General features: G+C 70.5%; 20 protein-coding genes and 2 pseudogenes. 9 read left to right on the forward strand and 13 right to left on the reverse strand.

Annotated elements, in window-relative coordinates; translation table 11 throughout:
- The first annotated feature begins 3 nt into the window (after positions 1-3).
- From OG975_RS43135 to OG975_RS43145, 3 genes are all read left to right on the forward strand, one after another.
- Positions 4-1038 (forward strand): LacI family DNA-binding transcriptional regulator, encoded by a 1035-nt coding sequence (locus OG975_RS43135; protein ID WP_406335115.1) that lies wholly within the window; start codon positions 4-6, stop codon positions 1036-1038.
- A 49-nt stretch (positions 1039-1087) separates the two neighbouring features.
- Positions 1088-2266: a 4-hydroxybenzoate 3-monooxygenase gene (locus OG975_RS43140; protein ID WP_406335116.1), complete on the forward strand. Its 1179-nt coding sequence runs from the start codon at positions 1088-1090 to the stop codon at positions 2264-2266.
- Between the two features lie 82 nt (positions 2267-2348).
- Complete coding sequence (locus tag OG975_RS43145; RefSeq protein WP_406335117.1) at positions 2349-3785, forward strand: aldehyde dehydrogenase family protein; 1437 nt, start codon at positions 2349-2351, stop codon at positions 3783-3785.
- A gap of 15 nt (positions 3786-3800) precedes the next feature.
- Here OG975_RS43145 and trxA read toward each other — a convergent pair whose 3' ends face one another.
- Positions 3801-4190 carry a thioredoxin gene (trxA, locus tag OG975_RS43150; protein WP_406335118.1) on the reverse strand — a complete coding sequence of 130 codons (390 nt, stop codon included), beginning with the start codon at positions 4188-4190 and terminating at the stop codon, positions 3801-3803.
- A 120-nt stretch (positions 4191-4310) separates the two neighbouring features.
- On the opposite strand from trxA, the gene OG975_RS43155 reads away from it, so the two are divergent.
- Positions 4311-5744, forward strand: a complete 1434-nt coding sequence (locus OG975_RS43155) for a dihydrolipoyl dehydrogenase family protein (protein WP_406335119.1) — start codon at positions 4311-4313, stop codon at positions 5742-5744.
- Positions 5745-5787: 43 nt separating this feature from the next.
- On the opposite strand, the pseudogene OG975_RS43160 reads toward OG975_RS43155, so the two are convergent.
- Positions 5788-7405, reverse strand: a pseudogene (locus OG975_RS43160) (ABC-F family ATP-binding cassette domain-containing protein).
- Between the two features lie 205 nt (positions 7406-7610).
- Positions 7611-8267, reverse strand: a complete 657-nt coding sequence (locus OG975_RS43165) for a peptide deformylase (protein ID WP_406335121.1) — start codon at positions 8265-8267, stop codon at positions 7611-7613.
- A gap of 213 nt (positions 8268-8480) precedes the next feature.
- On the opposite strand from OG975_RS43165, the gene OG975_RS43170 reads away from it, so the two are divergent.
- Positions 8481-9887 carry a PepSY-associated TM helix domain-containing protein gene (locus OG975_RS43170; protein ID WP_406335122.1) on the forward strand — a complete coding sequence of 469 codons (1407 nt, stop codon included), beginning with the start codon at positions 8481-8483 and terminating at the stop codon, positions 9885-9887.
- Between the two features lie 163 nt (positions 9888-10050).
- Here OG975_RS43170 and OG975_RS43175 read toward each other — a convergent pair whose 3' ends face one another.
- The 3 genes from OG975_RS43175 to OG975_RS43185 all read right to left on the reverse strand — a co-directional run bounded on the left by OG975_RS43175 (position 10051) and on the right by OG975_RS43185 (position 11454).
- Positions 10051-10398, reverse strand: coding sequence for a tetratricopeptide repeat protein (locus OG975_RS43175; protein ID WP_327433923.1), 348 nt, complete (start codon positions 10396-10398; stop codon positions 10051-10053).
- A gap of 88 nt (positions 10399-10486) precedes the next feature.
- A complete protein-coding gene (locus OG975_RS43180) occupies positions 10487-10927 on the reverse strand; it encodes a MarR family winged helix-turn-helix transcriptional regulator (RefSeq protein WP_406335123.1) in 441 nt (146 codons plus the stop codon).
- Positions 10924-11454: a MarR family winged helix-turn-helix transcriptional regulator gene (locus OG975_RS43185; protein WP_406335124.1), complete on the reverse strand. Its 531-nt coding sequence runs from the start codon at positions 11452-11454 to the stop codon at positions 10924-10926. Before OG975_RS43185 ends, OG975_RS43180 begins: the two co-directional genes overlap by 4 nt.
- Positions 11455-11631: 177 nt before the next feature.
- Here OG975_RS43185 and OG975_RS43190 point away from each other — a divergent pair, with 177 nt between their 5' ends.
- Positions 11632-12597 (forward strand): pirin family protein, encoded by a 966-nt coding sequence (locus OG975_RS43190; RefSeq protein ID WP_406335126.1) that lies wholly within the window; start codon positions 11632-11634, stop codon positions 12595-12597.
- Positions 12598-12768: 171 nt separating this feature from the next.
- Here OG975_RS43190 and OG975_RS43195 read toward each other — a convergent pair whose 3' ends face one another.
- Positions 12769-13602, reverse strand: a complete 834-nt coding sequence (locus OG975_RS43195) for a DUF2182 domain-containing protein (protein WP_406335127.1) — start codon at positions 13600-13602, stop codon at positions 12769-12771.
- A gap of 293 nt (positions 13603-13895) precedes the next feature.
- Here OG975_RS43195 and OG975_RS43200 point away from each other — a divergent pair.
- Positions 13896-14440, forward strand: a pseudogene (locus tag OG975_RS43200) (DUF1326 domain-containing protein).
- 63 nt (positions 14441-14503) lie between these two features.
- Here the strand turns inward: OG975_RS43200 and OG975_RS43205 are convergent.
- From OG975_RS43205 to OG975_RS43225, 5 genes are all read right to left on the reverse strand, one after another.
- Entirely contained in the window at positions 14504-15238 is a 735-nt protein-coding gene (locus OG975_RS43205; RefSeq protein ID WP_406335129.1) for a DUF899 domain-containing protein, read from the reverse strand.
- A 381-nt stretch (positions 15239-15619) separates the two neighbouring features.
- Positions 15620-16735 (reverse strand): NAD(P)/FAD-dependent oxidoreductase, encoded by a 1116-nt coding sequence (locus OG975_RS43210; protein ID WP_406335130.1) that lies wholly within the window; start codon positions 16733-16735, stop codon positions 15620-15622.
- Between the two features lie 25 nt (positions 16736-16760).
- On the reverse strand, positions 16761-18377 hold the full coding sequence (locus OG975_RS43215) for a LodA/GoxA family CTQ-dependent oxidase (protein ID WP_406335131.1): 1617 nt from the start codon (positions 18375-18377) through the stop codon (positions 16761-16763).
- Positions 18378-18383: 6 nt separating this feature from the next.
- Complete coding sequence (locus OG975_RS43220) at positions 18384-19103, reverse strand: hypothetical protein (protein ID WP_406335133.1); 720 nt, start codon at positions 19101-19103, stop codon at positions 18384-18386.
- Positions 19104-19365: 262 nt separating this feature from the next.
- A complete protein-coding gene (locus OG975_RS43225; protein WP_406335134.1) occupies positions 19366-19713 on the reverse strand; it encodes a DUF1036 domain-containing protein in 348 nt (115 codons plus the stop codon).
- Between the two features lie 444 nt (positions 19714-20157).
- Here OG975_RS43225 and OG975_RS43230 point away from each other — a divergent pair, with 444 nt between their 5' ends.
- Positions 20158-21798 carry a M6 family metalloprotease domain-containing protein gene (locus OG975_RS43230; protein WP_406335135.1) on the forward strand — a complete coding sequence of 547 codons (1641 nt, stop codon included), beginning with the start codon at positions 20158-20160 and terminating at the stop codon, positions 21796-21798.
- A 9-nt stretch (positions 21799-21807) separates the two neighbouring features.
- Entirely contained in the window at positions 21808-22116 is a 309-nt protein-coding gene (locus OG975_RS43235) for a hypothetical protein (RefSeq protein WP_406335136.1), read from the forward strand.
- Positions 22117-22511: 395 nt separating this feature from the next.
- Here the strand turns inward: OG975_RS43235 and OG975_RS43240 are convergent, their stop codons facing one another.
- Positions 22512-23390 (reverse strand): trypsin-like serine peptidase, encoded by an 879-nt coding sequence (locus OG975_RS43240; protein WP_406335137.1) that lies wholly within the window; start codon positions 23388-23390, stop codon positions 22512-22514.
- Between the last annotated feature and the right edge of the window lie 151 nt (positions 23391-23541).

The raw sequence follows: 23541 nt of genomic DNA on the forward strand, positions 1-23541 counted from the left end.
GTCATGGTGCAGATACCGAAGCAGTCCGCCCCGCCGTCACCCGCACAACGACCCGTGCCGACGAGCGCCGATGTGGCGCGCCTGGCGGGCGTCTCCCGCGCGACCGTCTCGTACGTCCTGAACAACACCAGCGCCGTCCGGATCAGCGAACCCACCCGCCGCCGCGTCCACGAGGCCGCCAAGGAGCTCGGGTACGTCCCGCACGCCGCCGCCCGCAGCCTGCGCGCCGGGCACAGCCGCATGGTCCTGATGCCGGCGCCGTCCGTGCCCGTGGGACCCCTCTACAGCCAGTTCTTCAACGAGCTCCAGTGGGCGCTGAGCCGTCTCGACTACACCGTCGTGCAGTACGGCAGCGTCGGCCTGCACGGCGACGAGGCCGCCCGCGCCTGGGCGGAGCTCAGGCCGGTCGCCGTACTGGTCCCCGGCAGCGGGCTCGGCCCGCAGGGTGTGGCCGTCCTCAAGCGCTCCGGCGCCCGGGCCGTCGTCACCCTGGGCCCCGAGCGCGTCGAGGGCGCGCACGCGCTGCTCATGGACCACGACCGGGTCGGCCACAGCGCGGGCGCCCACCTGGTGGCCCGCGGCCGCCGCCGTATCGGCGTAGTGGTGCCCGAGGAAGCCGGCCTGGAGATCTTCTCCAAGCCCCGCCTCGAAGGCGTACGCCGCGCCCTGCACGGCACCGACGCGTCGGCGACCGAGCTGCCGCTGGCGTACGAGGAGGAGGCCGCCGCCCGGCTCGCGGCGCGCTGGCGCTCCCTCGGCCTCGACGCCGTGTTCGCGTACAACGACGAGTACGCGATGCTGCTGATGCGCGCCCTGCAGGACGAGGGCATCGGCATCCCGGACGAGACGGCCGTCATCGGCGCCGACGACCTGATGCTCGGCCGGCTGCTGCGGCCCCGGCTGAGCACCGTCCACATCGAGCTGCCGTCCGGACGCGACCTCGCCGAGCTGGTCGACCGGGCGGTCCGCGAACCCGGCGCCGGGCCCGAGACCCATGAGGTACTGGGAGCGCGGGTCGTGCACCGCGAGTCGAGCTGAGAGAGGCTGGATCTGGTCCCCCGACCGCATCGGACACCGGAGGCGCTTCATGCGGACCACGGTCGGCATCATCGGCGGCGGCCCCGCCGGGCTCCTGCTGGCCCGGCTGCTGCACCGGACGGGGATCGACTGCGTCGTCCTGGAGAGCAGGACGCGCGCGTACGTCGAGCAGCGCCAGCGGGCCGGAATGCTGGAGCAGGGCACGGTGGACGCGCTGCGCGAGTGCGGCGCCGCCGACCGCCTGGACGCCGAGGGCCTGATCCACCAGGGCATCGAGCTGCGCTTCGACCGCGAGCGCCACCACATCGACTTCCCCTGGCTCACCGGCGGCCGTACCGTCACGATCTACGCCCAGACGGAGATCGTGAAGGACCTCGTGGCTCTCCAACTCGCCGCGGGGCCACCGCTGTTGTTCGAGGCCGAGGCGCTCGCCGTCGAGAAGCCGGAGAGCGACTCACCCGTCGTGCGGTTCCTGCACGAAGGCCGCGAGCAGACCTTGAGCTGCGACTACGTGGTGGGCTGCGAGGGCTCCCACGGCGTCGCGGCCGACGCGTTCCCTGCCGAGGTGGGCCGCGTCTACGCGCACGAGTACCCGTACTCCTGGCTGGGGATCCTCGCCGAGGTGCCGCCCTCCTGCGATGAGCTGATCTACGCGCGCGGCCCGGGCGGCTTCGCGCTGCACAGCATGCGCTCGCCGTCCGTGTCACGGCTGTACCTGCAGGTCCCGAACGGCACCGACGTCAGCGACTGGCCCGACGAGCGGATCTGGGACGCGCTCGACGCGCGCTTCGCGATCGACGGCGACTGGCGGCTGGCGCGCGGCCCCATCACCTCCAAGTCCGTGACACGGATGCGGAGTTCCGTCCACGAGCCGATGCGGTACGGACGCCTGTTCCTCGCCGGGGACGCGGCCCACATCGTGCCGCCGACCGGCGCCAAGGGCCTCAACCTCGCCGTGTCCGACGTCCGGGTCCTGGCGCGCGGCTTCGCCGAGCTGCACCGCACGGGATCGACCGAACTCCTGGACCGCTACTCGGAGTTGTGCCTCGCCCGGGTGTGGCAGGCCACACGTTTCTCGTACGACATGACTAGGATGTTGCACGCTCAACCAGATGGGGATGCCTTCGAACACCGGATGCAGCTCGCGCGACTGCGCCGGATCACGGCATCCCGCCCCGCGGCAGCCGAACTGGCCGCGAACTACACGGGACTTCCGCTGGCTTTATGAGCTCGACGGGCCGCCTGGGATCCACGAGTCCTACGAGCCCGCTGTGCCCCGCTGGTGATCAGTGAACGATCGGAGAGCCGTCATGCCGCTGCTCGACCCCACGACCTGGCAGTCCCGCACCCTGTCGGGCGGTGAGTACACCGTCACCGAGCCCGCCACCGGCGAGCCGCTCGGCGCCGTCACGCTCGCCGCCGCCGAGGACGTCGCGACGGCCGCGCGGACCGCCCGCGCCGCCCAGGCCGAGTGGGCCAAGGCCCCGCACTTCGTCCGTGCCGCCGTGCTGCGCAAGGCGGGGGACCTGTTCGCCGCGCACGCCGGTGAACTGCGCGACTGGATCGTCCGCGAGTCCGGCTCCATCCCGGGCAAGGCCGACTTCGAGCTGCACGTCGCCGCCCAGGAGTGCTACGAAGCCGCGGCGCTCGCCTCGCGTCCGACCGGCCAGATCCTGCCGTCCGAGGCGCCGCGCCTGTCGTACACGCGACGCGTCCCGGTCGGTGTCGTGGGCGTGATCGCCCCCTTCAACGCCCCGCTGATCCTCTCGATCCGCTCGGTGGCCCCGGCGCTCGCGCTCGGCAACGCCGTCGTACTGAAGCCGGACCCGCGCACCGCCGTGTGCGGCGGCCTCGCGCTGGGCGCGGTCTTCGCCGAGGCGGGCCTGCCCGAGGGGCTGCTGCACATCCTGCCCGGCGGCCCCGAGGCCGGTCAGGCGCTGGTCGCCGACCCTCAGGTGCCGGTGATCTCCTTCACGGGTTCAACTGCCGCCGGACGCGCGGTCGGTGAGGCCGCGGGCCGTCATCTCAAGCGCGCGCACCTGGAGTTGGGCGGCAACTCCGCCCTGATCGTCCTGGAGGACGCCGACATCGACGCGGTGATCTCCACGGCGGCCTGGGGCTCGTTCTTCCACCAGGGCCAGATCTGCATGACGACGGGGCGCCACCTGGTCCATGCCTCGCTGTACGAGGAGTACGTGGAGCGGCTCGCCGCCAAGGCCGACGCGCTCGCCGTGGGTGACCCGTACCGCGAGCAGGTGCACCTCGGGCCGATCATCGACAGCGCCCAACTCGCCAAGATCCAGGGGCTGGTGGAGTCCAGCACGGCACGCGGCGCCAAACTGGCGGCGGGCGGCACCCACGAGAAGCTGTTCTACCGGCCCACGGTCCTCGCGGGAGTCGACGACACGACTCCGGCGTACGCGCAGGAGGTGTTCGGTCCGGTCGCGCCGGTCCGTGCGTTCGGCGCCCTGGACGAGGCCGCGGCCCTCGCCTCGGCGGGACCGTACGGCCTGTCGCTGGGCATCGTGACCCGGGACACCGCGCGCGGCCTCGAACTCGCCGAGCGCATCCCGACCGGCATCGTCCACATCAACGACCAGACCGTCAACGACGAGGCCGTGGCCCCCTTCGGCGGGATCGCCGCCTCCGGCACCGGCGCCCGCTTCGGCGGTGAGGCCAACCTGGAGGCCTTCACCGACGTGCGCTGGACGACGGTGCGCGGCGATGTTGCGGCGTACCCGTTCTAGACCGCGTACGCGGCCTTACTGACCGTCCTGCTGAGCCTGCTGGGCCTGCTGCTCCGCGATGGACTTGCGGACCTCGTCCATGTCCAGCTTCCGGGCCTGCCCGATGACGTCGTCCAGGGCGGCCTGGGGCAGCGCCCCGGGCTGGGCGAAGATCGCGACCTGGTCGCGGACGATCATCAGCGTCGGGATCGACTGGATGTCGAAGGCCGCGGCCAGCTCCGGCTGCGCCTCGGTGTCGACCTTGGCGAACACCAGGTCGGGGTTGGCCTCGGCGGCCTTCTCGTAGACGGGGGCGAACTGACGGCACGGCCCGCACCAGGACGCCCAGAAGTCGATCAGGACGAACTCGTTGTCCGTGACCGTCTGGTCGAAGTTCTCCTTGGTGAGCTCCAGGGTGCTGCTCATACGTGTATCCCTCTTCCTCGCGTCCGGGTCATGCCGGTTTGCACAACGCCGCCTCCCGGGGGCGTATTCCGCGTGCGTACCCGTGTGGCCACGGCGCACACCAGGAACCAGACTGGGCCCATGACGGAAACGGAATCCATCGCGTACGACGTCGTGGTGCTCGGGGCCGGGCCCGTGGGGGAGAACGTCGCCGACCGCACCCGCGCGGCAGGTCTGTCCACCGCGGTCGTGGAGAGCGAGCTGGTCGGCGGCGAGTGCTCGTACTGGGCCTGTATGCCCAGCAAGGCTCTGCTGCGCCCGGCCATCGCCCGCGCCGACGCCCGCCGTGTGCCCGGACTCAGGCAGTCCGTGCAGGGCCCCCTCGACGCCCCCGCGGTCCTCGCCCACCGCGACTACTACGTGTCCCACTGGAAGGACGACGGCCAGATCGCCTGGCTGGACGGCATCGGCGCCGATCTGTACCGCGGCCACGGGCGGCTCGACGGGCCCCGCAGGGTGACCGTCGAGGGACCGGACGGCGAGCGGCAGGTGCTGACCGCCCGGCACGCGGTCGTCGTCAGCACCGGCAGCCGCGCCCTCCTCCCCAACTTGCCGGGACTCGCCCAGGTCAAGCCCTGGACCAGCCGTGAGGCCACCAGCGCGCACGCCGTGCCCGGGCGGCTGATCGTGGTGGGCGGCGGTGTGGTCGCCGCCGAGATGGCCACGGCCTGGCGGGCCCTGGGCTCCGAGGTCACCGTCCTCGTCCGCGGCAAGGGCCTGCTGCCCCGCATGGAGCCCTTCGCCGGGGAGCTGGTCGCCGAGGCCTTGCAGGAGGCGGGCGCGGACGTGCGCACCGGCACCTCGGTGTCCGCGGTGACTCGGGAAGGCTCCACGGTGGTCGCGCTGACCGACACCGGCGACCGGATCGAGGCCGACGAGATCCTCTTCGCCACCGGGCGCGCGCCCCGCACCGACGACCTCGGCCTCGACACGGTCGGCCTGGAACCCGGCTCCTGGCTCGACGTCGACGACAGCCTTCAGGTGGTCGGCAGCGAGTGGCTGTACGCGGTCGGCGACGTCAATCACCGCGCACTGCTCACCCACCAGGGCAAGTACCAGGCCCGGATCGCGGGCGCCGCCATCGCCGCCCGCGCCGCCGGGGTGCCCCTCCTGGAGACTGACCCCTGGGGAGCCCATTCCGCGACCGCCGACCGCGCGGCCGTCCCCCAGGTCGTCTTCACCGACCCGGAGGCCGCGGCCGTGGGCCTCTCCCTTGCCGAGGCGGAAGCCGCCGGGCACCGCGTCCGGGCCGTGGACGTCAACATGTCCTCGGTGGCGGGCGCGGGCCTGTACGCGGACGGCTACCACGGCCGGGCCCGCATGGTCGTCGACCTCGACCGCGAGATCCTCCTCGGCGTCACCTTCGTCGGCCCCGGCGTGGGCGAACTGATCCACTCGGCGTCGATCGCGGTCGCCGGTGAGGTACCGATCGGCCGCCTCTGGCACGCCGTGCCGTCCTACCCGACGGTGAGCGAGGTGTGGCTGCGGCTGCTGGAGGGGTACCGGGACAAGTAGGCGGCGTTGTGGAAGTCCCGCGCGGCAGCCGCGCGGGACTTCGTCATGCCAGGGAGACCAGCTCCAGATACTCCTCGCTCCACAGATCCTCGTCCGCGTCCGGGAGCAGCAGCACCCGGTCCGGACGCAGGGCCTCGATGGCGCCCACGTCGTGGGTGACCATGACGATCGCGCCCGGGTACGTGCCCACCGCGGCCAGGACCTCGGCCCGGGAGACCGGGTCGAGGTTGTTGGTGGGCTCGTCGAGGAGCAGGACGTTCGCGCCGGAGTGGACCAGACCCGCCAGGGCGTGGGGGTCCCCCCATGCCCTTAAGGCTATGGGGGAGGGTCTTCTCCCCTCCGGACAGCACGCCTACGCGTTTGTCGGCGTCGTCGCCCGTGAACAGGAACGAGCCGAGCACCCGCCGCACCTCGCCGTCCGTGAGATGCGGCGCCGTGGCGGCCAGCTGCCCCCGGACCGTGTCGGCGGGGTCGAGCGTGTCGTGCTCCTGCGCGAAGTAGCCGAGGCGCAGCCCATGACCGTGCACCACACGCCCGCTGTCCGGGGTGTCGTGTCCGGCGAGGAGACGCAGCAGAGTGGTCTTGCCCGAGCCGTTGAGGCCGAGGATCACCAGCCGGCTGCCCCGGTCGACGGCCAGGTCGACTCCGCCGAGGACACGGAGATCGCCGTACGCCTTGGTCAGACTGATCGCACCGAGCGGCATCCGCCCGCAGGGGGCGGGCTCGGGCAGCCGGATCCTGGCCACCTTCTCCGTCCGCCGGACCGGTTCGAGCTCGGCGAGCATGCGGTCGGCGCGGCGGGCCATGTTCTTCGCCGCCACGGCCGTCGACACGTACGTGCGCATCTTGTCCGCCTGCGCGTGCAGCGTCGCCGCCTTGCGCTCGGCGTTCGCCCGCTCCCGGGCCCGGCGGCGCTCGTCGGCGTCCCGCTGGGCGAGGTAGGCGTGCCAGCCCGTGTTGTGGACGTCGAGCGTGGCGCGCGACGGGTCGAGGTGGAAGACGCGGTTGACCACGGCGGCCAGCAGCGAGGTGTCGTGGCTGATGAGGACGAGCCCCGCCTGATGGTTCGTCAAGAAGGCACGCAGCCAGGCGACCGAGTCGGCGTCCAGGTGGTTCGTCGGCTCGTCCAGGAGCAGGGTGCCGTGGTCCGCGAACAGGATGCGGGCCAGCTCGACCCGGCGGCGCTGACCGCCGGACAGAGCGCCGACCGGCTGGTCCATGACCCGGGCCGGCAGCCCGAGGCCCGCGGCGACCCGGGCCGCCTCCGCCTCGGCCGCGTACCCGCCCCGCGCCAGGAACTCGGCCTCCGCCCGTACATAGGCGTTCATCGCGCGCTCGGAGCCGTCGGCCATCGCGGCCTCCGCCGCGCGCAGCATCCGTACGGCGTGATCCAGGCCGCGCGCCGACAGGATCCGGTCCGTGACCGTCACCGCGGGGTCGGCCGCACGAGGGTCCTGGGGCAGGTAACCGAGCGCCCCCGTACGGGAGATGGACCCGGCGGCGGGCCGCGCCTGCCCCGCCAGGGTGTTCAGCAGAGTGGTCTTGCCCGCGCCGTTGCGGCCGACCAGACCGATGCGGTCGCCGGGGGAGACGTGGAAGGAGATGTCGGACAGCAGCAGACGGGCGCCCACGCGCACGTCGACACCGCGAACGGTGATCATGGGAATACGCTCCGGGGAATCAATCGGCAAAAGGACACACGGGTGGCGTGGAAGCGGGTCCTTGAGCTAAGAGATGCGGGGCGTAGACATGCGGCCAGGCTAGTGAAGGGACTTGGGCGGGCGCCACGGGATTTCCGCGGGCCCGAGCCTTCCGTCAGTCCCCGCCAGGCCTCGACTCGCGCCGTGGTGCGGCCGAGGCCGGCTCTCAGCCGGGCAGCGTGAAGCCGAGAGCCGCGGCCGCCCGCTCCGGCGTCGGCTGGTTCCAGCGGTCCGCCATCGCCTGGTTCGACGACAGTGAACGAGGCTCCGCGCGGTCGAGGTAGAGCATGCCGTCCAGGTGGTCCGTCTCGTGCTGGACGATGCGCGCGGGCCAGCCGGTGAACACCTCGTCGACCGCGCGGCCGTGCTCGTCCAGCGCCGTCAGCCGCACCTCGGCGTGCCGGACCACCAGCGCCTGCCAGCCCGGAACGCTCAGACAGCCCTCGAAGAACGCGGCCCGACCCGCGCCGACCCCCTCGTACGACGGATTGACCAGCACTCGGAACGGCAGCGGAACCCGCCCTCGCGCGAGGCGCACCTCGTCGGGCACCGGCGCCGGATCCTCGATGACGGCGAGCCGCAGCGGTACGCCGACCTGCGGCGCGGCGAGGCCGACGCCCGGCGCCGCGTGCATCGTCGCGCGCAGGGCCGCGACGAAGCGGGCCAGCAGCCCCGGGTCCAGCTGGCCGTCGAAGGGCTCGGCAAGCCGGCGCAGCACCGGGTCGCCGGCGGCGACGATCGGCAACGGGCCTTCGTGGGAGAGGAGTTCCTCGACCAGGTCGCTCAGGGGGCGGGAGGTGCTGGGGTCACGTTCGGATGCCATCGCGCCAGGATGCCAAGCCGGCCCGCGCCGAGCGAGGCGGCGCGGGCGAGTCCCGGATCTTCCCGGATCTTCCCGCATGTGACGCACGCCACTCGCACGCCCGGGAACTCGACTGCTCCGCGCCCCGACTACTGGACCGCCACCGGCGAAGGGAGCCCAACTCCCCGGCCCACGGCCCGTTTCCGTCCCCTGCCCGACCGGAGAACCCCGCCGATGTCCACCGCTCCCTTGACCACGACGGACGAGTCCCCGCAGTCCGTAGCGCCGACACCGTCCCGAAGAATCTGCTCCCCGCTGCGCCCCCTGATCCTGCGCCTGCACTTCTACGCCGGACTGCTCGTCGCCCCGTTCCTGCTGGTCGCCGCCACGACCGGCCTGCTGTACGCCGCCTCGTTCCAGGCCGAGAAGATCGTGTACGCGCATGAGCTGACCGTCCCGGCCGGCGACCACAAGCTTCCGCTGTCCCAGCAGGTGGCCGCCGCCCGCAAGGTCCACCCCGAGGGCACGGTCTCCGCCGTACGCCCCTCACCGGAGGCGGACGCCACGACCCGCGTACTGCTCTCCGGCGTCCCCGGCGTCGGCGCCGACCACACCCTCGCGGTCTTCGTCGACCCGTACACCGGGAAGGTCCGCGGAGCCCTGGAACAGTACGGGTCCACCGGTGCGCTCCCGCTGCGCACCTGGATCGACGGGCTGCACGCCAACCTCCAGCTCGGCGAGAACGGCCGCCTCTACAGCGAACTCGCCGCCAGCTGGCTGTGGGTGATCGCGGGCGGCGGCCTGGTGCTGTGGTTCGGCCGCCGCCGTGCCCAGCGCAAGGTGCGCGGCACCAGTGGGCGCCGCCGCACCCTCGGGCTGCACGGCACGGTCGGCGTCTGGGCGGCCGCCGGGTTCATCTTCCTCTCGGCGACCGGTCTGACCTGGTCGACGTACGCCGGGGCGAACATCGACACCCTCAGGACCTCGCTCGGCCAGGCGACGCCCTCGGTCTCGTCGGCGACCGGCGGCGAGCACGCGGGCCACACCGGCACGGGGACCGCGGAGGCCACGGCACCGGACATCGCCCTCGACGTCGACAAGATCCTCGCGGCCGCCCGCGCCAAGGGCCTCGGCGACCCCGTCGAGATCGTCGCGCCCGCCGACGCCTCCTCCGCCTATGTGGTGAAGCAGATCCAGCGCAGCTGGCCCGAGAAGCAGGACTCGGTGGCCGTGGACCCGGCGACGGGCAAGGTCATCGACGAACTCCGCTTCGCCGACTACCCACTGCTCGCCAAGCTGACCCGCTGGGGCATCGACGCGCACACCGGTGTCCTGTTCGGTCTCGTGAACCAGATCGCCCTGATGGCCCTCGCGCTCTCGCTGATCCTGCTCATCGTGTGGGGCTACCGCATGTGGTGGCTGCGCGGCCGCGCCTCCGCGTTCGGCCGGCCCATCCCGCGCGGCACCTGGCAGCAGGTCCCGCCGCAGATCCTGGTCCCGGCCATGGCGGCCGTCGCCGTCCTCGCCTACTTCGTCCCGCTGCTCGGCATCCCGCTCGCGGTGTTCATCGCCGTGGACGTCCTCCTCGGCGAGATCGCGTACCGGAAGGGGAAGCGCACCTACGGCGGCCCGGTGGCGTGACCGGACGGGCGAATGCCGAAGGGAGACGCGAAAAACGCCTGAGGAAGACGCGAAAGGGCGAACGCCGGAGGGAGACGCGAGAAGGCGAACGCCGGAGGAAGACGCGAAAAGGCCGGTCAACGAGGTGACCGGCCTGTCGCCGAAAGGGGCCTGAGCGGTGTGATCACACCTGCTCGAAGTCGCCCGCCAGTGCCGAGGCGATCCGCAGATGCGACTCCGCCTCGTCATGCCGACCCTGGCGCTGCAGCGTGCGCCCCAGCATCAGCCGGGCGTAGTGCTCGACCGGGTCGAGCTCCACGAGCGCGCGCAACTCCGTCTCGGCGCGGCGCAGTTGAGCCGAGTGGTAGTAGGAGCGCGCCAGCAGCAGCCGGGGTCCGACCTGCTCCGGCACCTCCTCGACCAGCCCGCCCAGAATCCGCGCCGCGGCGGCGTAGTCCTTGGCGTCGAAGTACATCCGCGCCCGCTCCCAGCGCTCCGCGGCCGTCCCGTGGTCGTAGTACGTCGTTTCCACTGCTGACCTCCTTCGACAGGCCACAACCGCCAGAGTTGGTTGAATATTCCACAACGGGTCCTCGCCCTGCTGTGCTGCGGGCAGTTGCTTACGCGCCCGCCAGCTCCGCGTCGGCCCGCTCCGTGACGAGGGCCAGCACGCGCCCGGCGGTCGCCAGGTCCTCGGCCGGAATGTCCGCGTACAGCCGGGCCGCGATCTCGTTGCCGGCGGTGCGGATCCCCTCGAACAGCTCCCGGCCGCTGTCCGTGAGCGACACCCGCTCGGCCGTCGGCTCCTCCAGCAGCTTCAGGGCCGTCATCTCGTCGACGGTGGCCCGGGCCGCGGGCTCCTCGATCTTCAGTGCCCCGGTCAGCCGGCCCACGAGCCAGTCGCGCTCGACGGTCCCGCCGTTGTCGGAGACGGCCCGGAGGGCCACCGACTGGTTGAAGGTGGTGCCGCTGCGGGCGAGCACGCTCTCCAGGAGAGCTCGGCTCGCGTAGTGCGCCAGACCTATGACCTGGCCGCCTACGGGGGGAGTGGTGATGGTCATGACTGCTCCTTGTCGGGATGTCGGTCGTTGTCACGATGCGGGCCGATGCCGCGATGCCGGTCGGTCCCGGCCTGCGGATCGAGTGGTACGTCGAGCAGGGTGGCCAGCTCGCGGCTGAACGCCTTCGTGCGCTCGCCGTCGAGCCCGCCCAGGGGTTCGAGAAGCTGGTCCAGGAGCCCCTGGACCACCCGGATCGCACGGCGGGCGATCTCGCGCCCCTCGTCCGTGAGGGTCAGCTGGATCGCCCGGGGGTCCGCCGGATCCCGGGTGCGGTCGACGAGGCCTGCCGCCTCCAGGGCGCGGGCCAGCTTCGACACGTAGAGCGCTTCGAGTCCGGTGTGATCGGCGAGCCGGCGCTGACTGGGCCGCAGCCCCTCCCTGTCCATGCCGTACAGCGACGCCACCAGCGAGTACTGCGCGTGGGTCAGGCCCAGCGGAGCGACCGCGCGGTCGACGGCCACGCGCCATTTCATCGACAGACGCCAGACCAGGAAACCTGGCGTCGCCTTCTCAGGTACCGAACTCATGAGAGAAACCGTACATGGCTACTATATCCATGGCTACTATTTTCTGACGGGTCCGACCAACGGCGTACGCGCCTGCGGCCGAGGTCCTGGGCCCCGCGCCGGTTCTGAGCCAAGTGCCCCTCGATGGGCGGGTCGATGGCCTGACGGAGGGTCCCCGACGGGGCTAGGTTGTGCGCCATGAGCAATCTTGATCGCGAGGCGGTTCCCGCACTCTGCGGTGGCCGCGGTTTCGTGGTGGCCGAGCCGGTGCGTGAACTCCTCAGCCCCCGCCGGGTCAAGCTCGGCGAGTCCACCGAAGTCCGCCGCCTGCTGCCCAACCTGGGCCGCCGCATGGTCGGCGCGTGGTGCTTCGTCGATCACTACGGGCCCGACGACATCGCCGACGAGCCCGGCATGCAGGTCCCGCCGCACCCGCACATGGGCCTGCAGACCGTCAGCTGGCTGCACGAGGGCGAGGTGCTGCACCGCGACTCCACGGGCAGCCTGCAGACCATCCGCCCGCGCGAACTGGGCCTCATGACCTCGGGCCGCGCCATCAGCCACTCCGAGGAGAGCCCCAAGTCGCACGCCCGCCTCCTGCACGGCGCGCAGCTCTGGGTCGCCCTCCCCGACGGCCACCGCCTCACCGACCCGCGCTTCGAGCACCACGCCGAACTGCCCGTCGTCACGGCTCCCGGCCTCAACGCCACGCTCATCCTGGGCACCGTCGACGGCACCACCTCGCCCGGCACGACGTACACCCCGATCGTCGGTGCCGACCTGGCCCTGGCGAGCGGCACCGACGTACGACTGCCGCTGGAACCCGACTTCGAGTACGCCGTCCTGTCCATGTCCGGCGAGGCCCACGTGGACGGCGTACCGGTACTCCCCGGCTCGATGCTCTATCTCGGCTGCGGCCGGAGCGAACTCCCCCTGCGCGCCGAGTCGGACGCCGCGCTCATGCTCCTGGGCGGCGAGCCCTTCGAGGAGGAGCTGATCATGTGGTGGAACTTCATCGGGCGGTCCAACGAGGACATCGCACAGGCCCGTTCGGACTGGATGGCGGGCTCGCGGTTCGGTGAGGTGGTGGGGTACGACGGTGCGCCACTGCCCGCTCCTGAACTCCCGCCGGTGCCCCTGAAACCGCGCGGAAGGGTGCGCTGACCTGGGGTTCCAGCCCTGGTGCGGGCCTCTCGCGGGACACGGCTGTCTCCGCTCGGCACCCCGTTTTCGCGAGTGGGCGATCGCTCCTGATGGGGCGTCAGCATCATTGTGTTGGTGTCTTGTGCTGGGGCGAGACGCCACCAAGTGCCTGGGTGGCGAAGGGGAGGAGCCTCACAGCGCGGGGCCCGCCATCATCCGGTCCACCGACGAACCGCTCATCTGCAGACCGGGCAGCAGCCAGTCCTGGAACGGCGCCAGCACGGCCAGCACGAGGAAGGCGAGGCCGACCGCCCAGCTGAGCCAAGGACCCCCGCGCCACAGCTTCTCCAAGAAGATCACGGCGGCCAGTCCCGCCATCGCCGCTACGTTCATCACGCCGAGCGGGATCAGGACGATCATCAGGCCCCAGCAGCAGCCGACGCAGTAGAGCCCGTGGTGCGCGCCCACCCGCAGGTCCTTCGCCCACGGCCGGAAGCGCGCGTACCGCAGCAACTGGAACATCGGGTTGCGGCAGTGCCGCAGACAGACTCCTTTCAGCGGCCCGAACTGCTGCACTCCCGCGAGCAGAAAGGCTGCCGCGCCGATCCAGCGGCCCGCGTCGGGGTGGCTGTCGACCAGATGCCCGGTCGCCGCCAGGGCCGCGTACACGAGCAGCCCGAACCCGGCCCAGGCCAGCAGATAGCCGCCGATGAACTCGCTGATGCGCAGGGCCCGGACACGGCCCGCCGCGCTGCGATTGATCGCCTGGACCCAGGTGAGGGCGACGGGCGCCAGCGACGGCAGCATCATCGCCGCCATCATGACCACCCACAGGAGCAGGAAGAGTGGGAGCGCCAGGCCCATGGTGCCCGGGTCCATTCCCATGCCGCGGGACTGAGCGACCGTGAGCACCCACGCCAGAGCGGCGATGAGCGTCAGCAGAGTCCAGCCGAGGGCCAGATCACGCCTCGGCAGCAGGACCCCGGGCCGGGTGGGCTCCGGCGCGGCGAGGTGAGGATGCAGCATGGCGTGCCTCCCGGGAACGCCCACCACGGACAGCGGTGAGCAGTCCGAAGACACCTCCAGCAGATCACAGAATCGGAGGGCCCAAAAGCGGACGGAGGGGAAGCGGCTCTCGTCGGTGACCGGACCTCCCCTGTGCCGCGGCCGACACCGCGCAGGACTGGGGTTTCCTCGCCGTGCAGGCGCATGCTGGAGATGAGGCCGATCCGCTTGGCTTCGTGGCCGGAGAGCTCTGTGCGGGACGACTCCGCCGCTCCCAGGACCTTGCGGTAACGGGGGATGAGAAGGTCAGCAAGATGACCGAAACAACCACCAGCCCGGCCTGGCATCTGGTCGGCGACTGGTTCGACACCTGTAAATGCGCCTGAACTTCCTGATGCTCGGGTCCTTCACCGGCAACATATGGGCCGGCGCCGCCACCGACTCGTATGCCGCCTTCTTCGTCGACGAGCGCGCCGACGACCAGCAGCGCGCCGCGCTCGGCACGATCTTCAGCGGTGAGGTGGGGGGCTGGCCGAAGGAGTTCGGCGAGCTCGCTCCCTTCGAGGTGCGCGGCATGGAAGTCGCCCCTGTCATCGTGGAGATCGACGAGGACCTGGGATCGTGGAGCGTCGAGGTCCCGGGCCGGGTCACCGCCCGCGCCGAGGCCCTGGCCGGTCCCACCACGCCCGCCGGCGCGCGGGTGCAGGTACACAACGCCGGCGGTGCCGAGGTCGGCCCGGGCCAGATCGCCACATGGGGTCGCGCCACGACGGACCAGGCCGACGCCTTCGGCTTCAGCTGGGACCGCAGCGGCAAGTCGAGCAAGCATTTCCCGTTTGACTGGAGCGGTCCCGACTGATCAACCCCGCTGTACGGAAACGGAATCCAGATCCCTGCCCGCAGGCCGGAACCGAACGGCCATTCAGACCTTGCCGTACTCGTCGTGGCGGCGCAGCCAGTGGGCCTCCTCGCCGTCCTCGTGGCGGCCCAGTGGTGTCCGGTCGAGGAGGCCGTAGTAGGCCATGGCGGGTTCGAGGCCGCGCGCGGTGGTGACGTACGTCCGGTGGACGCTGCCGTCCGAGAGCGCGTAGGCGCTCATCCCGGGCCCTTCGGTGACGTACCCGAGCACGTCCGTGCCGGACAGTTCCGCCATCTGATGCACGGTCGGCGGGATGTCGCCGTCGAGGAACGGCCTGAGCTCCTCCTCGGTGTACTGCAAGCCGAGGTCGCGGTGGAAGTCGCTGCCGCCGGCGGAGACCCAGTCGAAGCTCCAGCCCATCCGCTCCCGGTAGGCGAGGAGCTTGTCGATCGGCGCCCGCGAGGAGCAGATCAGCGTCACGTCGCGGGCCTTGAGGTGGATCACGTTGGGCGCGAGGGTGTCCGCGATCGAGGAGCAGACCGTGCATCCGGCCTCGTACGGCGGACCGAACATGAAGTGGTAGATGAGCAGCTGCGAACGTCCGTCGAAGAGGTCCGCGAGCGACTTGGTCCCGCCCTCGGTCTCGAAGCGGTAGTCCTTCTCGACCGGCACCCACGGAAGCTCCCTCCGCTTCCGCGCGAGTTCGTCGCTGCGCCGGGTGAGTTGCTTCTCCTCCACGAGCAGCTCCTGGCGGGCTGCGTCGAATTCCTCCTGTGTGCCGACCCTGTGCTTCGGCATTGCTTTCTCCCTCCTGCGCGGGAGCACCATCGGGCTGTGTGCGGTCGCCTGCGGCGGCTGCCGGCAGTGCCTGCTGCCTGCACCGGCGTACCCGTCAGGCCTCATCTCCACCGTACGCGCGGCGGCGGGGCCTTGCCTTACAAGATCATTATCGTGGCCCCGACGGTCGGCGCCTCCGTGCTGTACGCGGTCGCGGACAGTCCCGGCCGGCTGTGGGCGGCTCGCCTCGGCCAGGGCGCCGCGGCCTCCGCCCTTTCCACTTCGGCCTCCGCCATGGCCGCCCGCCTGAATCCGGCGGCCGAGCGAGGCCGCGCGTTCGGCAGTCACGGCGGCTGCCGTTTCAGCTCGGGGACGCGCTGCCGTTGGTGCGTCAGCTCGGCTTCAGTGCCGACGGCGCCAGAACGGCGTGTCCCAGCGTTGTTCTCGTCGGTACTGGGCGGTGCGTGCGTTCAGGTACTCGGCATGTACGGCTGCGATGCGCCGGGCGTAGGCGTCCAGCGCGCCGGTCTCTCCGGCCCGGTCGGCCAGGATTGCCCGTGCCGCCACCAAGCCGGTGGCCACCGCGGTGACGATCCCCCGGGCGGCCAGGGGGTCGGTCGCGGTGGCGGCGTCACCGACGGCTGCCCAGCCCGGGCCGGCCGCAGGCCTGGCGCAGGCGGAGCCGGCGGCCAGCACCCGCAGCCGCCGGGGTGGACTCTCCCAACGGGCGGTGCGGTCCCGGATGTGACCGGCGAGCTGCACTTGGGCCCACCACACGCCCGGATCGAGCAGATGCAGGCCGGCGACGAGGTCGGCATCGGTCATGGCCATCACGACCCGCTCACCACCGGGCAGCGGGGCGGTGTACCACCAGCCCCAGGGAGTGGACTCCACCAGCGACGTTCGTTCCAGCTCAGCCGTCCCCGCCCCCGCCCTCGGCGGACCCAACAGCCCGGCTACCGCGATCAGATGGTCGGAGCGGACCAGCCCCGCTCCGATCCGGCGGGCCAGCCGCGCCGCCCGGCCAGTGGCGTCAACGAGATGGCCGGCCCGCAGCACGCTGCCGTCCCCTGTGGTGACCTGCCAACGGTCCTGCTGCCGTCGGACACTGTGGACGCGCCCGGTGTGCCGGCAGGCGCCAGCGGCCTGGGCTGCTTGTAGGAGGGCGGCATTGAACCGGGCTCGGTCAAGGTGCCAGCCGTCGCCGTACGGCCCGAACTGATAGCCCGCGACGCTGAGAGCGTCCTCGCCCCAAGCGGCCTGGTTGCCGTGACAGGGAGCGTGCCCATCGGCGGCGATACGGTCGAGCACTCCCAGCCGTTCCAGCAGCGGACGGGCGCTGGGAGCAAGACTCTCCCCGACCCTCCAGCCGGGGGAGACCACCGGGGTGACGATGACGACTTCCGCGCCGGCCCGGACGAGGCTCAGCGCGGCCACACACCCGGCGGGGCCGCCCCCGGCTACCAGAACGTCGCAGTGCCGCGTCCTCGCGCCGCTGTTCGATCCGCTGCCGCTCAATGCTCCGCTCCGGCCTCTGCCCGGCCTACTCGGGCTCGGGAGCGGTCCGCTCCGTCTCCACCAGGATCTCGCGGCCGTCCGGACCGGGCCGGGCGACGACGAACCCGAGAGTGCTCCACTTCGCGACCATCGCGTCAGCGTCGGCGATCCCACGGTCCCACTCCCTGAACGCGTCGGCCGCGACCTGAATGAGCGCGTCGTGCTCGGGCTCGGGAAGCACTTCGTCGGGGCGGGAAGCGGGCCACCAGTGGGTGTGGCAGGCGTCGAAGTCGGCCTGCCAGGGCAGGGCCATGTACTTGGTGACATCTCCGGCGAACAGGTCTTCGCGCAGCCGGAAGGGCGCGGCCCAGGTGGCCGGGTTGTCAGCGATGTACGTCATCTCGATACCCGGGAAGAATCCCCCGCCGCTGCAGGCCTCCAATGCGGCCCGTACCAGGGCGTGCGGCTGGTCCGCGGGCGCGAGGGCCTCGAGCGGCACCTCGGGGGCGGGCGCGCCCGGCCAGTCGGCCAGGAAGTCGCCGACGGCCCAGCGCCGCATCCGTTCGTACTGGCCGGGCAGGAGTGTCAGCCAGGTTTGCGGATGCTCGGGGTCTCGATCGCCGCCGTCGCCGGCAAGGACGGGCATGAATCCGGCGTCGGCCTGGCCGATGTCCAAGAGCCCGGGCTTCGGCGTACGCAAGCGGTCGAAGACGGCTTGCCGGTGCTTGGCGTTGACGTCGGCGTTCGAGGACAGCTGGGCGAGGCGGTCGGACGCGAGGAAGTTGCGTGCGATGCCGTGCTTGATGCGCGCGACCGCGTTGACCCAGGCGAATCCGACCGGCCGGGCGAGCAACGGGTAGATGTCCCGGGTGAAGGAGACCTCCGGCGCTATGGGCAGCCTGCCCGACGCGCGGGCGGTCTCCAAGGCGACGTCGTACAGAGTGATCAGGCTTGCTGTGTAGGGGGCGTAATCAGGAGGGGCCGCCAGGACCCAAGCGGGAGTCACCGGCACCGGGCGACCCTGCGGCCCCAGGCGGACGGTCGCGCTGACCGGACCGTCAGAGATGTCGTCGAACCAGAAATCGTTGTTGGCGAAGTGGCTGATCGGATTGGCGGGCTTGACCGAGGCGGACTTCCCGAAGCCGCCGAGGACGAGGAGCCGGCCTGCCTCGTCCGTGCGCAGTTCACCCAGCGGCACCGGGGTGCCCAGGAAGGTTCCGGTGTCGAACCGGGCACCCGTGCCGTCCTGGGAGGGACCGGTCACGCTGCGGGGGCCAGGCCGGATGACCAGCCGCGCCCGAGCCGAGGGATCGGCGGGATCGATGTGCCGGTTACGGCGGTTGGCGTCCGCGGCGGACTCGTGGAAGCGCCCGGCGAACTTGAACCACTCGCCCTTGGCGTTGGCCAGCTCGACGGTCCAGGTGACGTGCGCGTCGGCCGAGGTGAGCTCGCCCAGGGCAGCGCCGGCCCGGTCATAGGCGTACAGGCGGAACCGGGCGGCCTGGCGCTTGATCCGCCCGGCGGTGTCCTTGAAGCCGCCGTCCGGCCGCGGCGGAATGCCGGGGGCCTCCGGACCTATGAAGAAACCGTCGGGACTGTCGCCCAACCTGGCGATGCCGACCGTGGGGTGGATCTCGCAGTGGGAGATGTCATCGAGGTTCATGTGCGCTCAGTGGAAATGCATCTCGGTGGCCAGATCCCCTTCTTCTTCGTAGAACTCCCGCCCTATCGCGAGCTGCAGATCAACGCCAACCGGTCCGCCGTCCAGAAACTTCGCGGTCACCTGGTTGCTCTCGTGCAGTCTGTCTGCCGGGCGATCTGCCCTTCCGGCGATCTCAAGCCGCGGGCCCTTCCGGAGGATGTCATCGGTGAGCACAGTGCCCCCGTTACCTGAGGCTTGCCGAATCGCGATGTGATGATCGAAGTCCGGGGCCTTGGTGATCCAATGCGCGAGGAAAAGCTCACTTCCCTTCCCGAAGGCCAGGTAATTCAGGGCCGGGGGCCGAGAGGCGTGATGGTCGAAATGCCGGAAATTGATGACGCGTTGCACCTCGACAGTCACCGGGTCGATGATTTCGGTGCCGCCTCGCTCAAAATGACCTCGAAACAACGTACCGGTGAACGAGGTGAGTTTGGGCTCTTGGCCTTCCGGGGCGACGAGATCGGAGATGCGGAACGGTTCGGGGGCCAGCGTGTAGACAGCTGTTCCCGTCGTCCGGCGGTCATCGGCGTAGATCTGCCGCGCGTCACCTGTCGCGCTTTTCAGGGTGACTTCAATAACGTACTGAACGGCGTGGGGATCCATGAACATGGGCATGTGGGACAGATAGACGGTCCCCTCACCCAGTACCACCATTCCATGGGAAGCCTTCGGCTCGACGATCGGCATCGGGATCATCTCCGTTGCGAAGTTCGTCCGTCGTTCCCGTGAGGGACCTCCCCTTGGCCTTTCTCAGGCTTGCACGTGGTCTGGAAGATCGCCATTCATGGTCAGATCACGCCCGTTGAAGCGACACCGTGACGTGGTTACTGCAACTGCTCGGTCCGACCGGCGACGAGCCGGCCGGACCGAGCAGTTGCAGCCGGGCCGAATGTGCGGTTGTGGCGTCCGGCACGGTGACGTCGGCCTGGCCGCGGACGAGAGCCGACCATCAGGGGGTCAGCGTGATGTCCAGGTCGTCGTGGTCTCCGACGTCCTGCATGCGGTAGCCGATCTGCGTGGAATCCGTGCTGCTCGTCCACTCACACCAGTCGAACGCGCGAGACGGAGCCTGCCGGGCGAGGTCGCCGGCCCAGAACGCGCCGTCCGAGGCGTGTGCGAAGTAGCACCAGTAGCGGTTGATGTCCGACAGATCACCGCCGTGGACGACAGCGCTCTGTCCCGGAGCCAGATTCCACCAGCCCTTCTTCGTCCAGTCTCCCCCGTCAACGCAGTTGGGCGTGTACCACATGATGGTCACGGCGAGCTTTTGCGGGTACTGGTTGATGAATTTCAGCATCAGTCGTTCCCCTCACTCTGCGGTCGCACGGCAGGCCCTCTGTTTTTCGCCCCTGCGGTCTGCTCGGACCAGCTGGGGGAATGTTCCGACCCGCTCAGCCCGGGACGGTGCGACACACTCAGCGACTTCCGGACCTTGGGACCGTCTGACGATGCGCCGAAATCGGCGGTCGGGCTCACGCTCACCGTGAACTCGGTGGCATCCTTACCCGGCATTTATTTCGCTCCTCACGTCAATTGCCCGCTGCGAGGGGGCATTTCCTGTTTCCCATCTAAGGCGGCCGATCTACCCGGTGGGGGTATTTGCGCAGGCGACACGGGAAGCTGTCACCTGATGGACCCAATTCCGCACAGCAGGCGCAGGTGATCGCGTTGCAGGCGTCGTACATATGTGCGTCACTGGCTGTAGATGCAACCAAAAGGTCCCTTTTGGGAAGGATTTGACATGGTTGATCTTTCTACTGTGCAGGATTCCACGGTCGCCGTCTGGTCGGATTTCTGCGCCATCGCGCCCAGTCCGGAACTGCGCACCAGGACGCTGCAGGAACTGGAGCGGGTCCGAAGCGAATCGGACGTGGCGAGTATGTTCCGGCCCGGTGGTGCCCCGCGCATGCTCGGCTTCGACGACGGCACCATCATCCCGGCCGACGAATTCCCGCCGGGCACACCGCACGAGGCCATCCGCACCGCGGCAGCCACCCGCGCCTCGCTGACCGGTGCGATACGGGTCGTCGTCGTCCTGGCGGACTTCGCGGACAAGCCGATGACCGCGGACAGGGAGCACTTCGAGAAGCTGTTCTTCTCCCTCGGTGAGCTCCCGCACGGCAGTGTCCGGGACTACTACCGCGAAGTGACGCACGGTCTGGTGGACATCGTCGGCGAGGTCACCGGTCCCGTCCGGCTGCCGCAGAAGCTCTCCTGGTACGCCAACAACAACTTCGGCATCGGCCGCCCGGCAGGGCAGGCACGCGCGCAGATCATGGCCCGCGACGCCGCCGTCAGCGCCGACCCTCTCATCAACTACGCGCCGTACGACAACGACGGCAACGGATTCGTCGACGCCTTCATCGTCCTGCACGCCGGCGCGGGGGGCGAAGCCACCGGCAACCGCGGTGACATGTGGTCGCACAAGTGGGTCCTGCCGAACGCGTACAACGCCGACGGCGCCCGGATCTTCGGTTACCTCACGATTCCCGAGGACGCCAAGATCGGCGTCTGTGCCCACGAGTTGGGGCACCTGCTGTTCGGTTTCCCCGACCTGTACGACATCGACGGATCGTCGGAAGGGGTCGGCAACTGGTGCTTGATGGGCGCCGGTTCATGGGGCGGCGGCGGTGACATTCCGACGCATCCGTCGGCGTGGTGCAAGATCCAGCAGGGCTGGGCCAAGGCCGTCAACGTCACGAACAACGGAACGCTGTCCATCCCCGACGTCAAGAGCAGCTTCGAGGTGCAACGGCTGTGGAGGGACGGCCTGCCGGGGGACGAGTACTTCCTGGTGGAGAACCGTCAACAGACGGGATACGACAGCTCGTTGCCCGCCTCGGGCATGCTGATCTGGCACGTCGACGAAGGCCAGTCGGACAACACGAACGAGAACCACTACATGGTGGGCCTGGTCCAGGCGGACAACCAGCGCGACCTGGAAGGGGCGACGAACCGCGGTGACGACGGCGACACCTACCCAGGGAGCACCGGCAACAGCTCGTTCAGCCCGTCGAGCCAGCCCAGTTCCCGGTCGTACACCGGGGCTGCGACCGGTGTCTCCGTCACGGACATCTCGGCGCCCGGCGCCACGATGACCGCCACGGTGTCGGTCTCGGCGGCGGGTGCCGTGCGTGCACCCGTCCATGCCATGGCCAGGCACGAGGCTGAGGACGTACCCGGGCTGGTCAAGACGATCCACGATCTTCAGGACCGGCTCACCGCTCTGGAGCAGGCCGTGGCGCCTTGGGCGGGCGCCGAGGCATACCTCGAACAGAGCCTGCGGTCCGAGCTCAGGGGTACGACGGGCGGCCCGCAGCCTTTCGCCAGAGCGAGCGACGCGCACGCCACGCACCGGCACGAGGGACCGCCCCACCGGTGACCGTCGGACATGGTGCAGTCGATCGACAACCGCACTGATCTGGTCGCGCGGCTGGTCAGGACAGGCCCCCATCCGCGGCTGGCAGGCTGGGACCAGGCAGAAGTGGACGTACTCGACGCAGAGCCGGTAGTCGGCTACGCCGACCTGCTGTCGGGCAACGTCGGGCAGCGCATGCTGCTCGCCGTGCCCAGCCCGCTCCTGGCGGACGCGGTGCCGGGGTCCACCATCCGTGCGAGGGCCAGACTGGCCGCCTCGGGTGAGGCGATGGCCGAGAACAGGCCCGCTCCGGGCACCTTCGTCGTCGAACCGCCGAAGTGAGGGGATGCGTCAGTGAGGGGGCCGACCCTGGGTCGGCCCCCTCGCTCGTGTCCCCCTGTAATGTCGGATACAGGACTTTCGTCTGGTCGGGAGGTTGCTGATGTCCGATCCCATTCCCCCGGCAGAGTGGGAGGCACGCGTCCCTTCCGAGGTTCCACCGCGCCCGGAGGTCGTCGAGGTCGCGGAAGCGGAGCCCGCCCAGGACGATGAAGGCCCTGCCGGCCACGAAGGGCATCCGGGTCCCGAGCAGAATCACCCTCCACGGATGACGTCGGCACCGCTCCCTCCGGAGGGGAAGCGGCGGCCCCTGTGGCGCCGTCCCGCTGGTCAGCGGGACGACAAGGGCGAGCCGACCAGTGCGGGCGGCTGACGCCGACGGGCGGCGCCGGCGCGGGTCAGGGCTCGGTCGAAATCGCGTACGAGATGAGATCCGGCAGTGACCGCCCGCCGCCGGCGGCGTTCGGTCCTCCGGCCATGTTCCAGTTCTCCGCGCTCTGCTCCGCGACCACACGCGGGAAGCTCTCGCCCGACCACCAGCCGAAGTACGGACCGCCCGACTGGCCGGGCTTGATGTCGTTGCGGTGCATGATCCGCAGCGCGTTGCGGCCGCCGAAGGTTTCGCTCACCGTGCTGTCCATGATGCCGTTCGTCGTGTAGACCGGCCGCATGCTCGCACCGATGTCGACCGGGTAGCCGATGTGCGCCCACAGGGCCTGTCCGTTCCAGCTGTCCGAGTACTCGCGTGAGCCCATCCATCCGGTGCTGTCACCCAGGCCGCTGCTCAACACGCAGACCGCGTAGTCGAACGCCGCCTCGTTGGACTGGATCCCGTCCGATCCGTTCACGCGCTGCCAGACGTAGATGCGTGTGGCGTAGGCGGATCCGTAGGGAGTGCTCGTGTCGTACTGCATAGGCGTGAAGGTGACCCAGTCCGACCCGCCCCCGGCCAGCCAGGGGATGGCGTGGCCGGCGGTGATCATGTGACGGCGTCCCACCATGACGCCCGAGGCCGAGCCGCCCGGAGTGGCGACGCGGCCGCAGGTCCGCCATGGGTACGACGTGTCGTAGATGACGGTGCGGTCGTCCGGCGGGTAGACCGTGGACGGTTCACCCACCTCGTCCTGTGTCCCGGGCACACGGCGCCACAGGGGCGCCCTCACGGCCTCCGGGCGCAGCAGCTGCGGCACCGCTCGCAGTGGCGCGTCGTCCGGACGGTAACCGTCGTGTTCGGCCGGGGCGTCGGCCAGCTGGGCCAGATCGGCTTCGGACACCATGATGACTTCGGGTCGTGGCGGGAACTCGTGATCGGTCTCAGGCACTTCAGAGGCCGACGGCTCCAGTTGTGGACGCCAGTGCGCTGGGGGAATCGGTTCGGTCATGGCCGGCCCTCCTGGCGGTGCGCTGCGGAGACGAAACCGAACTGAA

The organism is Streptomyces sp. NBC_00203, from assembly GCF_045206325.1.
Classification (GTDB): domain Bacteria; phylum Actinomycetota; class Actinomycetes; order Streptomycetales; family Streptomycetaceae; genus Streptomyces; species Streptomyces lutosisoli.